The sequence below is a fragment of the Flavobacterium sp. KH_035 genome (assembly GCF_057839565.1).
This window is the reverse complement of the sequence record NZ_CM174492.1, coordinates 934,731-949,717: the sequence shown is the minus strand read 5'-3', so window position 1 is coordinate 949,717 and position 14,987 is coordinate 934,731. Positions and strand designations below refer to the sequence as shown.

13 protein-coding genes are annotated in these 14,987 nt (G+C 34.8%); 8 read left to right on the top strand and 5 right to left on the bottom strand.

The window, feature by feature from the left end; genetic code table 11:
* Positions 1-73: 73 nt before the first annotated feature.
* Both AC3IS6_RS04245 and AC3IS6_RS04240 read right to left on the bottom strand, forming a co-directional pair.
* A complete protein-coding gene (locus AC3IS6_RS04245) occupies positions 74-511 on the bottom strand; it encodes a hypothetical protein (protein WP_017497388.1) in 438 nt (145 codons plus the stop codon).
* A 270-nt stretch (positions 512-781) separates the two neighbouring features.
* The gene (locus AC3IS6_RS04240; protein ID WP_489163795.1) at positions 782-1,711 is read right to left on the bottom strand and encodes a bifunctional riboflavin kinase/FAD synthetase; all 930 of its coding nucleotides are present in this window, start codon (positions 1,709-1,711) and stop codon (positions 782-784) included.
* Positions 1,712-1,908: 197 nt separating this feature from the next.
* On the opposite strand from AC3IS6_RS04240, the gene AC3IS6_RS04235 reads away from it, so the two are divergent.
* On the top strand, positions 1,909-4,608 hold the full coding sequence (locus AC3IS6_RS04235; protein WP_489163794.1) for a zinc-dependent metalloprotease: 2,700 nt from the start codon (positions 1,909-1,911) through the stop codon (positions 4,606-4,608).
* A gap of 92 nt (positions 4,609-4,700) precedes the next feature.
* On the opposite strand, the gene AC3IS6_RS04230 is transcribed toward AC3IS6_RS04235, so the two are convergent.
* Positions 4,701-5,384, bottom strand: a complete 684-nt coding sequence (locus AC3IS6_RS04230; RefSeq protein WP_489163793.1) for a ComF family protein — start codon at positions 5,382-5,384, stop codon at positions 4,701-4,703.
* Positions 5,385-5,482: 98 nt separating this feature from the next.
* Between AC3IS6_RS04230 and AC3IS6_RS04225 the strand changes: the two genes are divergently transcribed.
* The 5 genes from AC3IS6_RS04225 (at position 5,483) to AC3IS6_RS04205 (ending at position 11,354) form a co-directional block, all read left to right on the top strand.
* Positions 5,483-7,024 (top strand): glycine--tRNA ligase, encoded by a 1,542-nt coding sequence (locus AC3IS6_RS04225; RefSeq protein ID WP_173965109.1) that lies wholly within the window; start codon positions 5,483-5,485, stop codon positions 7,022-7,024.
* Between the two features lie 268 nt (positions 7,025-7,292).
* A complete protein-coding gene (locus AC3IS6_RS04220) occupies positions 7,293-8,102 on the top strand; it encodes a LytR/AlgR family response regulator transcription factor (protein ID WP_489163792.1) in 810 nt (269 codons plus the stop codon).
* Between the two features lie 174 nt (positions 8,103-8,276).
* Positions 8,277-8,510 carry a hypothetical protein gene (locus tag AC3IS6_RS04215; protein WP_281924660.1) on the top strand — a complete coding sequence of 78 codons (234 nt, stop codon included), beginning with the start codon at positions 8,277-8,279 and terminating at the stop codon, positions 8,508-8,510.
* A gap of 97 nt (positions 8,511-8,607) precedes the next feature.
* A complete protein-coding gene (locus AC3IS6_RS04210; protein WP_489163791.1) occupies positions 8,608-10,659 on the top strand; it encodes a tetratricopeptide repeat-containing sensor histidine kinase in 2,052 nt (683 codons plus the stop codon).
* Positions 10,656-11,354, top strand: coding sequence for a response regulator (locus AC3IS6_RS04205; RefSeq protein WP_489163790.1), 699 nt, complete (start codon positions 10,656-10,658; stop codon positions 11,352-11,354). The genes AC3IS6_RS04210 and AC3IS6_RS04205 overlap by 4 nt, the downstream gene beginning before the upstream one ends.
* 168 nt (positions 11,355-11,522) lie before the next feature.
* On the opposite strand, the gene thiL is transcribed toward AC3IS6_RS04205, so the two are convergent.
* Positions 11,523-12,569: a thiamine-phosphate kinase gene (gene thiL, locus AC3IS6_RS04200; protein ID WP_173965104.1), complete on the bottom strand. Its 1,047-nt coding sequence runs from the start codon at positions 12,567-12,569 to the stop codon at positions 11,523-11,525.
* A 213-nt stretch (positions 12,570-12,782) separates the two neighbouring features.
* On the opposite strand from thiL, the gene AC3IS6_RS04195 reads away from it, so the two are divergent.
* Both AC3IS6_RS04195 and AC3IS6_RS04190 read left to right on the top strand, forming a co-directional pair.
* Positions 12,783-13,268, top strand: coding sequence for a DinB family protein (locus AC3IS6_RS04195; RefSeq protein ID WP_489163787.1), 486 nt, complete (start codon positions 12,783-12,785; stop codon positions 13,266-13,268).
* A 54-nt stretch (positions 13,269-13,322) separates the two neighbouring features.
* Positions 13,323-13,823, top strand: coding sequence for a DinB family protein (locus AC3IS6_RS04190; protein WP_281924657.1), 501 nt, complete (start codon positions 13,323-13,325; stop codon positions 13,821-13,823).
* Positions 13,824-13,868: 45 nt separating this feature from the next.
* On the opposite strand, the gene AC3IS6_RS04185 is transcribed toward AC3IS6_RS04190, so the two are convergent.
* A complete protein-coding gene (locus AC3IS6_RS04185) occupies positions 13,869-14,825 on the bottom strand; it encodes a helix-turn-helix transcriptional regulator (protein WP_489164910.1) in 957 nt (318 codons plus the stop codon).
* Positions 14,826-14,987: the final 162 nt, after the last annotated feature.

The following is a 14,987-nucleotide window of genomic DNA, read 5'->3' as shown; positions in this document are numbered from 1 at the left end:
AACACTCTAAAATCATAGAATTGTAATTTTTTATGATTTTAGAGTGCTAAATAGTTTGATTTATTTTGAAAAATTAATCGGCTGCATATTTATTATTCCAGTACAACATCATCATCAGCGTGACGATTACTGAGGAAGCAATTCCTTCAAACAGTAAGCAGATGCAATAGGTTGGTACAGAGGGATTTCCGCCAAACATAAATGTTTCTGAAAGTGTTTTTACATAAGCATCTCCACCTCTGGCATAACTATAAACTAACAATCCAAAAACGCTTAAAGCCACACCAACCACAGAGGTTGCCATTGCTGAAACCGCATTCGACACAAAATTAGTTTCGCCTTCATGAAGGTTCATTCTCATTGTTTTATTTACACCATAAAATATAAAAAAGACATTCAGGGTTCGCAAATAGAATAAATGCGCCAAACCTAATACGTTCATCAATAAAAAGTAAATTCCGATTCCAAGGAAAATCAGAAAACCGTTGGTAATTTCTTTAGGTAATTTCATAGTTGTTATTTTTAAAGAAGTTAATAGCAAATATTTGATAAACAGAGTTCTATATCAAATTTACTAAAAAAACAACTACGATGATTTAAAAATGATGAAAAGTATGTTTCAGCCTACTATTCAAAAATAGAACGGATGAATTCAATTAAGAGAAGGAGTATTTCAAAATAATTTTGTCATCGCATAAGATTGTAATCCTAATAGACGAGTAAAGGAATAATTTAATCTCCCGGTAAGCGATTAGATTTTAATTTGCAAAGAGAAAGCTTGTTAAACTCTGTTTAAAAATGCCAAAGCATCTTTTTTATCCTGATTTAATTGTTCTTTTAGTAAATCGACAGAACCAAATTTTTGTTCTTCACGGAGGTATTGCAATAGCGAAACTTCAATTTTTTTGCCGTATATGTCAGCATCAAAATCAAAAAGATTCACTTCGATAGTTTGTTTTTGTCCGTTAACCGTTGGATTAAAACCAATATTCATCATTCCAGAAACCTCTTTTTGATCAATCAGAGCTTGAACAACGTATACGCCAGATTTGGGGATTAATTTATAATCTTCATCAATTTGTATGTTTGCGGTTGGAAAACCGATGGTTCTTCCTAATTGTTTTCCCTGAACAATTTCGCCGGATAAAAAGTAGCTGTAGCCCAGATAATCGTTGGCTAAGGTCATATTTCCTTCGTTCAGTGCTTTTCTGATTTTGGTTGAACTTACAGAAACGTCCTGAATTTCCTGAGCTGAAATTTGTTCAACTTCAAAACCATATTCAAGACCAAAAGCAATTAAATCATCAATATTAGCGGTTCTGTTTCTGCCAAAGCGATGATCGTGTCCAATAATTATTTTTTGAATATGAAACTGATCTACCAAAATGGAATGTACAAACTCTTCAGCGGTTAATCTTGAGAAACTTTCGTTAAAAGGATGAATAACCAGATTTTCAATTCCGGTTGCTTCCAGGAGTTTTGATTTTTCGGCGATGGTATTCAAAAGTTTTATTTCTGATTTTTCCTGTAATACCATTCTTGGATGTGGAAAAAAGGTAAGGACTAAACTTTCATACTTTCCATTTTCGGTGTTTTGGGTAATACGTTCCAGAATTTTTTTATGACCAATATGTACACCATCAAATGTTCCAAGAGTTAAAATTGTTTTCTTGGTGGACTGAAAATCGTTTATAGAATGAAAGAGCTTCAAAACAAATAATTTAAGATGGTGCAAATTTATACTATCTATTTTAAATTTGATACTAAGGGTAATTGATTTTTTAATCTCAAGCAGTTACTTTTTGTGAAAATGGGACAACTTGTAAACCAAAAAGCATTAATTGTCTGTGATAAGTGTAAAATTTCGATTTTATTAACGTAATTTTGGTATACTATTATTTCCAAAATATGAGAAAAAATCTACTTTTTTTATTTTTTATTTTTTGCTGTGCAAATATGTATGCCCAAAGTGATGTTTTGTGGCAGAAAGTGAGTACGGTTTCTCCGAGTAAGAGAGGAATCTCGTCTGACTCTGGGCGGTTGTACTATAAACTGAATTCAGATTTTTTGAAATCACGACTTGCTGCAACTACTAATAAATCAGAAAAAAGTACTTCGACAGAAATTACGATTCCTAATGCCAGTGGTGTCTTGGAACGCTTTTCAGTTTCGGAACATTCGAATTTTGAACCTGAGTTGCAGGCAAAGTATCCTGAGATCAGAGCTTATGAAGGACGTGGTTTAGATGATAAAACGGCTACAATTTATTTTAGTGTGGCACCGATTGGAATCCAGACTATGGTACTTCGTGCCGATAGACCTGCGGAGTATATAGAACAAAATCAAGAAGATAAATCTACTTATGTTTTGTTTACCAATACTGATGCGGCTGCCAAATCTCAATTAGACTGTAAGACACTGGACGCTGCGTCGAATAAAAGCGCCTCATCAAATACTGCAAAGTCGGCAGCAAACAATAAAGTTTTCAAAACCCTGCGATTGGCGTTGTCCTGTACTGGAGAATACACTGCTTATTTTGGAGGCACAAAAGCGGGAGCGGTAGCTGGAATGAATGCTACTTTGTCAAGGGTAAATGGGGTTTTTAATAAAGATCTTGCCGTGGGAGTTGTTTTAATTGCAAACAATGATGCTGTAATTTATACTAATGCATTAACGGACCCTTATTCTGATCCCTCCAAAGGAACTTCCAGAGATCCTTCAGATGGTAACGATTATTGGAGTAAAGAAGTGCAGAGTACTTTAACTGCAGTAATAGGAGAGGCGAATTATGATATTGGACATTTGTTTGGACACGATGGAGGCGGAGGTAATGCAGGCTGTATAGGTTGTGTTTGTAGTAGTCCAACACCATCAGAAGCGATGGGAAAAGGAAGTGCCTATACATCACCATCTGATAAAAAGCCGGAAGGCGATACCTTTGATATTGATTTTGTAGCTCACGAAATTGGACATCAATTAGGAGCAAATCATACTTTTTCTTATGATGCGTCAGAAAGAACAGGTTTAAATGTTGAGCCGGGAAGTGGTTCAACCATTATGGGGTATGCGGGAGTATCGAAGGGATATGATGTTCAAAGTAATTCAGATGATTATTTTACTTATGCAAGTATTTTGCAAATTCAGAATACTCTTGCCGGAAAGAGTTGTCCTGCTAATACGGTAATTACCAATAATCCTCCAACTGTTGATGCAGGTTTAGATTATACAATTCCAATGAGCACACCTTTTGTTTTAGTTGGCTCAGGTTCTAGTTCAGTTGGTACGATTACCTATACCTGGGAACAATTTGATAGTGCAACATCATCATCAACCGCGAACAGTAACAGTATTGCTTATCCCACAAAACCAAACGGCCCTTTGTTTAGATCTATAGTACCGGGAAGTTCACCTGTTCGTTATATGCCTGATTTAAATACCGTGCTTCTGAATAAACTAACCACAACCTGGGAATCTGTTTCTTCGGTTGCAAGAACATTGCATTTTACGCTAACAGCAAGAGACAATGGAGGATTAGGAGCTGCACAGACGAATACGGATACTATGATTGCAACTGTTGTAACTAATGCAGGGCCATTTACAGTTACTTCGCAAAACACCAGCGATATAAGCTGGCAAATAGGATCGAGTCAAACAGTAACCTGGGCGGTAAATAATACCAATACCCTACCGGGATCTTCGTCGGTAAACATTAAATTGTCTCTGGATGGAGGTTTGACATACCCTGTAATTTTAGCCTCAAATACACCAAATGACGGTTCGCAGTTGATTCAGGTTCCTGGCAGTGTAACTGCTTCAACTAATTGCAGGATTAAGGTTGAACCAACCGCAAATATTTATTACGCAATAAACAGCAAATCATTTGCAGTGGGCTACAGCTCTACGACCACTTGTGATTCTTATAGTTTCGGGAATTCTTTTGCAATTCCGTCCGGAACTAGCTTTACGGCCAAAACGGTAAATGTACCGGCATCAACCGGAAAAGTTTCTGATGTCAATGTTTTGGTTAATGTAACACACGATAAGCTTTCTGATCTCGAAATACAAATGGTAAGTCCGCAGGGTACAGTTGTGAATTTGTATAATAATAAAAGTTGTGGAGGGATAAATTCTAGCTTAATACTTCAGTTTGATGATGCCGGATTTACTTTAGATTGTTCCAAAGTAACAAGTCAGATTGTTATCCCTGTAGATGCATTGAGCGCTTTTAATGGTCAGGACCCAAAAGGAACCTGGAGTTTTAGAGTTCGTGATGCGGTTTCAGGTAATTTTGGAACGATCAATTCAGCATCCTTAAATATTTGCAATCAAACATTTACTTTAGGAGAAATAGATCTTGAAAATGTAGCATTTATGTTATATCCAAATCCAAACAAAGGAAATTTTACGATTCAGTTTTCAAGTGATTCGATCAATAGGGTTCAAGTTTATGTACATGATATTCTTGGTAAACAAGTGTATTTTAACTCATATGATAAAACGCCTTATTTTAATCAAAATATTCAGTTATCAGGAGTCTCTTCGGGGATGTATTTGGTGACCGTGATTGACGGTGATCGTAGAACGGTTAAGAAAATAATTGTGAACTAGAGAAAGAATAAATTCCAATAAAAAAATTCCAAATTCCAAGAACTATCAACGAACAGTTATTGGAATTTGGAATTTTTTTTTGGAATTTAATACTAGGAGTTTGCCAATGCTATGCATACAATACTGATTTTAGCGCCCGGAATTTTTTGTAAAGTCCTAGAGCAGGCCTCAAGTGTGGCCCCCGTAGTGAGTACATCATCAACGATTAAAAAATGCTTGTTGTGATTTTCTTCTGAAAATTGGACATCAAAGATGTTTTCGATATTCTCAGATCTTCCCAAAAGATTTTTCTTAGATTGGGTTTTCGAATATTTCTTTCGATACAATAAAGTGGAATCATAAGTAATCTCTAAGTTTTTAGACAAAGTCTTCCCAAAAGTAGTAACCTGATTATAGCCTCGTTCTTTTAGTTTTCTGCGGTGCAGAGGGACTGGAATGATAACGTCAAAAGGAGATTCTAAGTTTAATTCTTTTAAGTCCTCGGCGTACCAGTCTCCTAATACAGTTCCGATTTCTTCATGACCTTTGTACTTGAGATTGTGGATAAGCTCCTGAACAATTCCTTTTTTGTTGAAATATAAAAATGCCGATGCATGCTGAATATCGATTCTGCCGTAAAATTTCTTTAGAGCTTCGTTTTTTGGGTCTAAATGGTGTTGAGTAAGAGGTAATTCATGACGACAGCGTGTGCATATAATAGTTTCACCACTGTGTAAAAGTACGTGACATCCGACGCAGACTTTAGGAAAAAAGAGGTTGATAAGATAATTAAACACAAATAGAGAGAATTTAGTTACAAAAATAACCAAATCATTACTTCAAACTTTATTATTTTTCTTTTTTTTAAACGTACTTTTTATATTTTTGCATCACTATGGCAAAACAAGAAGATATATTTAAGAATGTGGTTTCGCACGCAAAAGAGTACGGATTTATTTTTCCGTCAAGCGAAGTATACGATGGATTGAGTGCAGTGTATGATTATGCACAAAATGGTGTCGAGTTAAAAAAGAATATTCGTGAATATTGGTGGAAATCAATGGTTCAGATGAATGAAAATATTGTTGGTTTAGATGCTGCAATATTAATGCATCCAACAACCTGGAAAGCTTCAGGCCACGTTGATGCGTTTAATGACCCATTAATTGATAATAAAGATTCAAAGAAAAGATACAGAGCCGATGTTTTGGTAGAAGATTATGCAGAAAAACTTAATCTGAAAGCTAAAAAAGAAATTGAAAAAGCGAGCGCTCGTTTTGGAGATGCTTTTAATGAGCAGGAATTTGTTACAACAAATGCCCGTGTAATTGAATATCTGGCTAAAGAAAAAGAAATCAGAGAGCGTCTGGGGCGTTCTTTGGGTAATGGAGATTTAGAAGATGTAAAAGCATTGATCGAGGAATTAGAAATTGCGGATCCTGAAACAGGATCTAAAAACTGGACAGAAGTTCGTCAGTTCAACTTAATGTTCGGAACGAAATTAGGAGCTTCTGCAGATTCTGCAATGGATTTATATTTACGTCCGGAAACAGCACAAGGTATTTTTGTAAATTTCCTGAATGTTCAAAAATCAGGTCGTATGAAAGTTCCTTTTGGAATTGCTCAAACGGGTAAAGCATTTAGAAATGAAATTGTTGCGAGACAGTTTATTTTCCGTATGCGTGAATTTGAACAAATGGAAATGCAGTTTTTTGTACGTCCTGGTGAAGAAATGAAATGGTACGAACACTGGAAACAAACACGTTTAAACTGGCACCTATCTTTAGGATTAGGAAAAGATAATTACCGTTTTCACGATCACGAAAAATTAGCGCACTACGCAAATGCTGCCGCAGATATTGAGTTTAACTTCCCATTTGGATTCAAAGAATTGGAAGGTATTCACTCTCGTACAGATTTCGATTTAAAAGCACACGAAGAATATTCAGGAAGAAAATTACAATATTTTGACCCTGAACTAAACGAAAACTATGTGCCATATGTAGTAGAAACTTCTGTTGGTTTAGATCGTATGTTTTTGGCTGTTTTTGCAACTTCATTACAAGAAGAGGTACTGGAAGACGGTTCAACAAGAACAGTGTTGAAATTACCGGCTGTTTTGGCACCAACAAAAGCGGCTGTATTGCCTTTAGTTAAAAAAGACGGTTTACCTGATATCTCTAAAAAGATTATAGAAGATTTAAAATGGGATTTCAATGTAGCTTATGATGAAAAAGATGCAGTAGGTCGTCGTTACAGAAGACAGGATGCGCTTGGAACGCCGTTTTGTATTACGGTAGATCATCAAACAATCGAAGATGAAACAGTAACGATTCGTCACAGAGATACAATGAAACAAGATCGTGTGAAGATTTCAGAATTGAAAGATATAATTGAAAACGAAGTTTCAATGAAAAACTGGTTGATGAAAATGTAATTTTTGTCATACTTCAATATAAAAGCCCAAATTCCATAAGGAGTTTGGTTTTTTTTTAATGTCAAATAGTGTATTTTGGCGACTATTTCTGCATTTCACCCTTTTGTGTTAACATTTGTTCGTAACATATTAACAATGAAATAGTAGAATAATCGAAATTCGTATTTTTAATTGCGAATAAATTGCTAGATAAAAATCTTTTTAAAAGGATTGATGAAACTAAAGGGGTAGTTGTAGGGGGTTCATGAAAAATCAACAAAATGTAAGATTGAAAAAGTATTCGTATATTATCATTGATGATGATGTGGAAAGTATTTTGAAAACCAGAACAATTGCAGAAGGTTTTTCAGAACTGACTTTCGTGGGATCAGCTGCGAATTATCAATTGGGTCTGAATTTGGTTTTAGAACATCGGCCCTGCCTTATTTTTTTAGAAATTGCTCCTAAAGATTTATCCAGTAACTTGTCACTGGCCTTTATAAATGAATTGCATCGTTTTTTATTCCTTATCCCTAAGATAGTCATTACGACGACAAAGAAAGAACTTGCTTTTGAGGCCATTCAGTACGGTGTTTTTGGCTATATATTGAAGCCGGTCCTGCGGCCTGATGTATTGAAGACTGTTTTAAAACTCGAAAAAACACTTCCTGTAAACGATTCTGATCCAATTGAAGAAGAGAGTACCCCATTGAGCGAGTTGTTTGCAAAACCCGTTAAAGATGCAGAGCAACCACTTATATTATGCGTGAAATCGTATGGTGATTATCGGTACATCAATGCCAATGATATTAGTTACTTTCAGGCAGATAACAACTCGACAGATATTTATTTGAATTCCGGCGAAATGATAACGGCTTTTAAAACACTAAAACATTTCGAGAGTATTTTGTCACATCCTTTTATTCGGATTCACAACAGCTATATCATCAATCAGAATTATATTGCAAGGATTCATAGCGGAAACTCAACTTGCTATATTAGAAATTCTTCCAAAAAAATCCCATTTTCAAAAACCTATAAATCAAATGTTGATTTAATTATTGCCGATTTTGCTGTAGGAAATTATTTAGAAGTCTAAAAATTAGGTAATTACATTGATTTGCCCCCCATTGACTATTAATTGGGTGTGTTTTACCATAAACCTGTTTTTTCATATTAATTTTTTTTAAATGTGGGCTTAGTTTTACACCATGATTCGCACAAAGCGATGATTCTCCAAAACAAAAAATCAAACATTTAATACCCTCAGATCATGAAAAAAACAGCTTTAGTATTAGGAATATTTTCTTTAGTAATGGTAGCAACTTCATTTGTAAATCCTGCAACAGTCTTGAATAATAAAAATTGTATCGCTACTGATGGTAGTGGAGGACAAAAAACAGGGGGAACAGGTACTAGAAAACAAGATGTTCAGAGTGCACAAATTCAATTAAAAAGTTTTGCTGCTGTTAGTCAATCAACAAGAACAACAATAAAATTGGATTAAGTATATAAAAGTATATATAATTAAGAGGCTGTCTTTTTAGACAGCCTTTTTTTATGTCTATAGTTTTAGTATTTTTGATAAAAATCAAAGATACACATTGAAAAAGCATTTTCGGATATTATTGTTTTTAACTCTTATCTTGTTCGGATGTACGAATGAAACAAAGAAAAATAAAGATGAAAATTCTTCAACAGATAGTCTCTCTATCTATTTTTCATTGGCTAGTGATATTAATATGCCCTTGAATTATAAACAAAGCTATAATCAAAAAGCTTTTGATATAATTGTAGGTCAAAAAAATGACTCTCTTAATAGAGTAAATCTGTTTAAAGTGGCTAATCGTTATTATAACATGAGCGATTGGAAAGCCTATAAAAAAACATCAAAGTTAATTCTGGAAAGAGCAATAGATAGTAAAGATTCATCTAGTATTGCTAAGGTTTATACTTATCTGGGAGATTATTATCGATCACAAACGATTTCAGATAGCGCCTTTTTAAATTATTTTGCGGCAGAGAAAATATATTTGCGAATTAACGACGAGCTTAACCTCGCCAAGACATTTTTTCTCAAAGCAGATTTGCAATTTAGTGAAGCAGATTATTTCGAAAGTGAAATAATGGTATTTAAAGCACTTCAGATTTTAAAAAAGGAGAAACAAGTTAATAATCAACTTTATGATTGTTACAATCTTTTAGGAGTATTGTATAACGAACGGACAGAATATGATAAAGCATTGATGTTTCACAATAAGGCACTGTCTATTTTAGAAGATAAATCAATTCCATTAGATTTACAGTTAAAAGCTACTTCACTAAACAACATAGGTTTTGTTTACCTAAGTATGGAGGATTACGAAAAGGCGAAGACATATTTTAGGAAAGGTTTGTTGCAAAAGAATTTATTTGAAGAGAGTGCAACATTATATGCAATGCTTTTAGATAATCTGGCTTATGCTAAGTTTAAGTCAAAAGAATTTGATGAACTTCCCGGACAATTTTATAAGGCGTTGAAAATTAGAGATAGTTTAAAACTTACCTCGGGAATTATATTGAATAAAATACATCTGTCTGAGTATTATGGGTTTAAGAAAGATACTTTGAGAGCTTTTCAATTTTCAAAACAAGCTCTAAACTTATCCCGGGTTTCAAATAAATTAGGAAATACTTTAGATGCTCTTAAACAGATTGCTATTGTTGACCCTGAGAATGCTCCAAAATATTCAAAGGAGTATATAGAGATAAACGAAAAACTGGTAAGAGAGGAGAGGATTATAGGAGAGAAATTCTCGAGGATTCAATATGAAACCAACGAAATAAAAGATCAAAATTCAAACTTACAAGAGAAAAATAAAACCTTAATCTATGTCTTCAGTATTTGTACGCTGATTGGTTTGTTTTTCTATGTTTACAAAACACAGCAGGCAAGACATAGGGAGTTACTTTTTAAGCAGCAACAGCAAGTTGCTAACGAAGACATCTATAATTTGATGATTCTGCAACAAAACGATATTGAACAGACCCGAATTAAAGAAAAGAAAAAAGTAGCGCAGGATTTACACGATGGCGTGTTGGGAAGAATGTTTGGTATTAGAATCAGCCTTGACAGTTTAGATAAAGTAGATGAGGCCGAGGCAGCTCCCAAGAGAAAAAAATACCTTGAGGAACTGAAAAAAATTGAAGAAGATATACGTGAGATTTCGCATGATTTAAACAGAGAGAAATCGGAATTAATTAATAATTTTATCGCGATTTTAAACAAATTGTTTGAAGATCAAAGAAACACGTATGATTCAGAATTAATTACCTCTTTTGATTCTAATATTAAATGGGAACTGGTGAGTAATACAGTAAAGATTAATTTATACAGAATTGTTCAGGAAGCACTTCAGAATTGCAATAAGTATGCAGAGGCGAGTACGATTACGGTCAGTTTTAAAAGTGAAGTCGATCATCTGATTTTGTCAATTGCTGATGATGGAGTTGGTTTTAATACCAAAACAACGAAAAACGGAATAGGATTGCATAATATTCAATACAGAGCCGCAGAATGTAAAGGTGTAGTCTCTTTAAAATCAGTCAAAGGAGAAGGAACTCTTTTGATGGTTAAAATTCCTATAGATCAAAAAATAAACCTACAGCATAAATGACAATTGACCCCAACGCCCCGGTTCCTCAATTAATTAAAAAAAATATTTTAATTGTTGACGATCACCCTTTTATTATTGAAGGATATAAAAATGCGATCACACGCTACAATCCTAAACAATATGAGTTTCTTATTTTACAGGCCCACGATTGTAAATCAGGATATGACTTAATCGAAGATGCTCGGACTCCGGAATTTGATGTTGCTTTTCTAGATATCAGCATGCCCGCGTATGAAGAGAAAGATATTTTTTCGGGTGAAGATCTGGCGAAGTTACTTTTGAAGAAAATGCCAAGATGCAAAATAATTCTGCTTACAATGTATACCGAGTTATTAAAAATTAAAACAATCATTAGAACGATTAGTCCTAATGGCTTAATCATTAAAAATGACCTTACTTTTGATGAATTACTTTTTGCGTTTGATAAAGTCATGAAAAGTGATAAATATTACAGCCATTCCGTTCAAAAGATGCTCAATCAATCGACTCATAATTCAATTGAAATTGATGAATTTGACAAGCAGATTTTGTTTCATTTGTCGAAAGGAACTTCTTTGGAAGATATGCCGCAATACATCCCAATTTCTGTTAATGCTATCGAAAAGCGCAAAACAGGTCTTAAAGAGTTACTTAAAGTGAAAAGTGGTTCTGATGAAGACTTAGTTAAAGAAGCAAAATGCAAAGGGCTTTTGTAGAGAAAGAAATTACAAATAAAAAAAATCCAAATTCCAGTTATGTTTCTGGAATTTGGATTTTTTTTATTTTAGTTCTCAGTCTTCAGTCTTCAGTCTTCAGTCTTCAGTCTCAGTTTTCAGCCAACATTTTTACTAAACACTGAGACTGAAAACTGCGACTAAAAAAAACTACTCCGTCAAAGCATCCCAACCACGGGCTTTTAAAGCAATTTTTGTATTGGCACGTGTTACAAGATGTACTCCTTCGCTTTCATCAGCCATGTGACCAATAATCGAGAAGTTTGGGTTTCCTTTTATTTTGTCAAAATCATTGATGTCGATGGTAAATAATAATTCATAATCTTCACCGCCGTTTATAGCCACTGTTGTACTGTCGATATTAAATTCTTCACAAGTTGAAATGAACTGAGGATCCAGTGGGAGTTTATCTTCATACAAATTACAACCCACTTTTGATTGTTTGCAGAGGTGCATAATTTCAGAAGATAATCCGTCTGAGATATCAATCATCGCCGTAGGTTTAATTTCAAGTGCATGTAATAAGGTGCGAACATCTTTTCGGGCTTCGGGTTTTAACTGGCGTTCGATCAAATAACTGTACATATCCAGATCCGGTTGGCTATTAGGATTCACCTGGAAAACCTGTTTTTCACGCTCCAATACCTGCAATCCCATGTAAGCAGCTCCTATATCTCCGGTAACGACAAGTAAATCGGTTTGTTTGGCACCATTTCGGTAAACAATTTCTTCTTCGTTAGCTTCTCCAATTGCGGTGATGCTAATAATTAGTCCTTTTTGAGATGAGGTAGTATCGCCACCAATAACATCTACTTTATACTCTTTTGCAGCATGCGTAATGCCCTCAAATAATTCTTCTAAGGCTTCTAGTGGAAAACGATTAGAAACCGCCACAGAAACCGTTATTTGCGTTGGTTTTGCATTCATTGCACAAATGTCGGACAGGTTAACAACAACCGATTTGTATCCCAAATGTTTTAAAGGCATATACGCCAGGTCAAAATGTACTCCCTCAATTAATAAATCTGTAGAGACCACTACTTTTTTGTCCTTAAAATCAAGAACAGCGGCATCATCGCCTATACTTTTCAGGGTAGATTCCTGAGTGACATCAAAATTTTTGGTTAAATGGTCAATTAGGCCAAACTCTCCTAATTGTGCTATACTGGTACGTTGCGGATTTTTATCTTCGATCATTTCTTTTAAGTTCCAAAGTTTCTAAGGCGCAAAGGTACAAAGGTTTTATCGAATTTAAGGAGATGTTCTCTCTGAACGCCTTCTTTATCTGTAGAGAAACGTATCTTTAGAAGAGAAAATGAAAAATATTTTATTTTTTTATTTCCTGCTGACAAACTGTTGTCACCGACCCTCAATACTTTTGAAGTAAGAAATAATTAAAACTTTAAAACTATGAAAACATTAGCAGCCCAAGTAATTACTCCTGAAGATTTATTGATCCACTGGCAAGGACACCGTAAGCTTACACGTAACCTTATTGAAAAATTTCCGGAGAAAGATTTTTTCGAATTTTCAATCGGAGGAATGCGAACTTTCGCTCAGTTAACCGATGAACTTTTGGCTATTGCGGCTCCGGCACTAAAAGGAATTGTAAATAAAGAGATCAAACCTTATACCGAAGCATCTGAAAAATTGATCTTTAAAGCACAGTACCTGGAAAAATGGGATGAAGCAACAGCTGAAATTAACGAATATTGGAAACAATTGTCGATCGAAGATTTTAGTGAAAGTTTTAACCTGTTCGGTCAATACGAATTTCCTATAATTCAAAATGTGTTGTATTTTATTGACAATGAGGTGCACCACCGCGGACAAGGTTATGTGTATCTAAGAGCTTTAAATATCGAGCCTCCTTTTTTCTGGGAGAGAGGACTATAGCCAGAAGTACTAAATAAACTTTAATCTATTTTATTCAAATTTAAATCGAACAGTATGAGTTTTAAAAAAATTATGACCAATTATGCCGCTTATAATTTGTGGGTAAATCAGCAATTTGTGAATTGGCTTTCGGCAAAAACAGATGAATTGCTGCATAAAGAAGTTCTTTCAAGCTACCCTAGCATTATTAAAACGCTAAATCATATTTGGGAAACCGAGGAATATTGGTTTTCAGTAATAACTGAAACTCCCCAGCCCGAAAGAAGAGCGAGTACTGATTTAAACAAGGATGAAGTATTTGAAGGTTTATTGAATACCTCTGCAAAATTAGCGGCATTCATCACATCATTATCAGACGAACAGTTGTTGAAAACAATCAAAATCGAAAATCCATGGTTTCAGTGTGATTTGCCTGTTAGCGATTACTTGTTGCAGGTGGTGAATCACGGAACGTATCACAGAGGTCAAATTGTAACTATTGGAAGAAATATTGGTATTACCGACGCTTCGAATACCGATTATAATTTTTACAATGTGGTAAAAGAGAAACACTAGATTTGAAAAATGCCTAAAGATGAACTTGATCTTTAGGCATTTTTTTTATAACAGTCTTTTTCGGTTGATTTCCAGTAATTCCAGCGTTGTGATTTTGAGTCTTTCAGGTTCCAGGATAGTGGCGTAGTCTCCAAACATGAGAAACCAGCGTGGGAATGAGTTTTCGATATCGCGTGACATAAAAGTCATTTCTATTTTTCCGTCTACTTCTTTTTCTGAAATGAATCCGTGGTACTTTTTTTCGGTACTCAGATAACGGGCGATTTTTTTGTCAATTAAGATGCGAACTTTTGTTGTCGGACACGTTTCTGTTTTATTGATATAAGTTTCTAAAGCATCATGTTCGATCGTAAAATCACAGTCTGTTTTGCGAATACCTTGAATTCTGTCTGTTCTAAACTGACGATAATCTTGTCGTAAATGACAATATCCTAAAAAATACCAGTTGTTGTTATCGTGAAAAACCCCAACAGGTTCTATGTTTCTTTGCGTAGCCGTATCGGTTTCGTAGGTTTTGTACGAAAGTAAAAGCTGTTTTTTCTCCGCAATACCTTCAAACAGAAGTGCTAAAGTATTTGGGGAATTATCGTTAAACAGAGGTTCAGCAGTGTTCATTACAACTCTGGATTCGATATTGGAGAGCCAGTCTTTATCAGTACTTCTTAAAACAGATTTCAGTTTATACATAGCCGAAGCATAATGAGCTCCAAGAGATGGGTCTGTAAATTTTTGCATGAGTTTTTCGGCAGCAATAAAACTGCTTACTTCTTCGCGTGTAAACATAACGGGAGGCAATCTGTAACCATCCATCAAAGCATAACCAACACCCGCTTCACTGTAAATAGGAACCCCCGAAGCTTCCAGCGTTCGAATGTCTCTATAGATTGTTCGTAAACTACAATCAAAACGATCAGCCAATTCCTGTGCTTTTACAATCTTTTTAGATTGTAATTGGATGAGGATGGCGACAATTCGGTCAAATCGTTTTGGAGTTTCGTCCATTTTTTCTAGGTTCAAAGGTTCAGAGGTTCAAAGTTACAAAGGTTTGATGTTTAAAGAAATAAAAAGCTGTTCCAAATTGAGACAGATTGTCTCTGCTTTGTCTTTCCAATGTATTGAATACCCCATAATTTTATTTTTTAGGAAATACTTGTCTGAAAAATT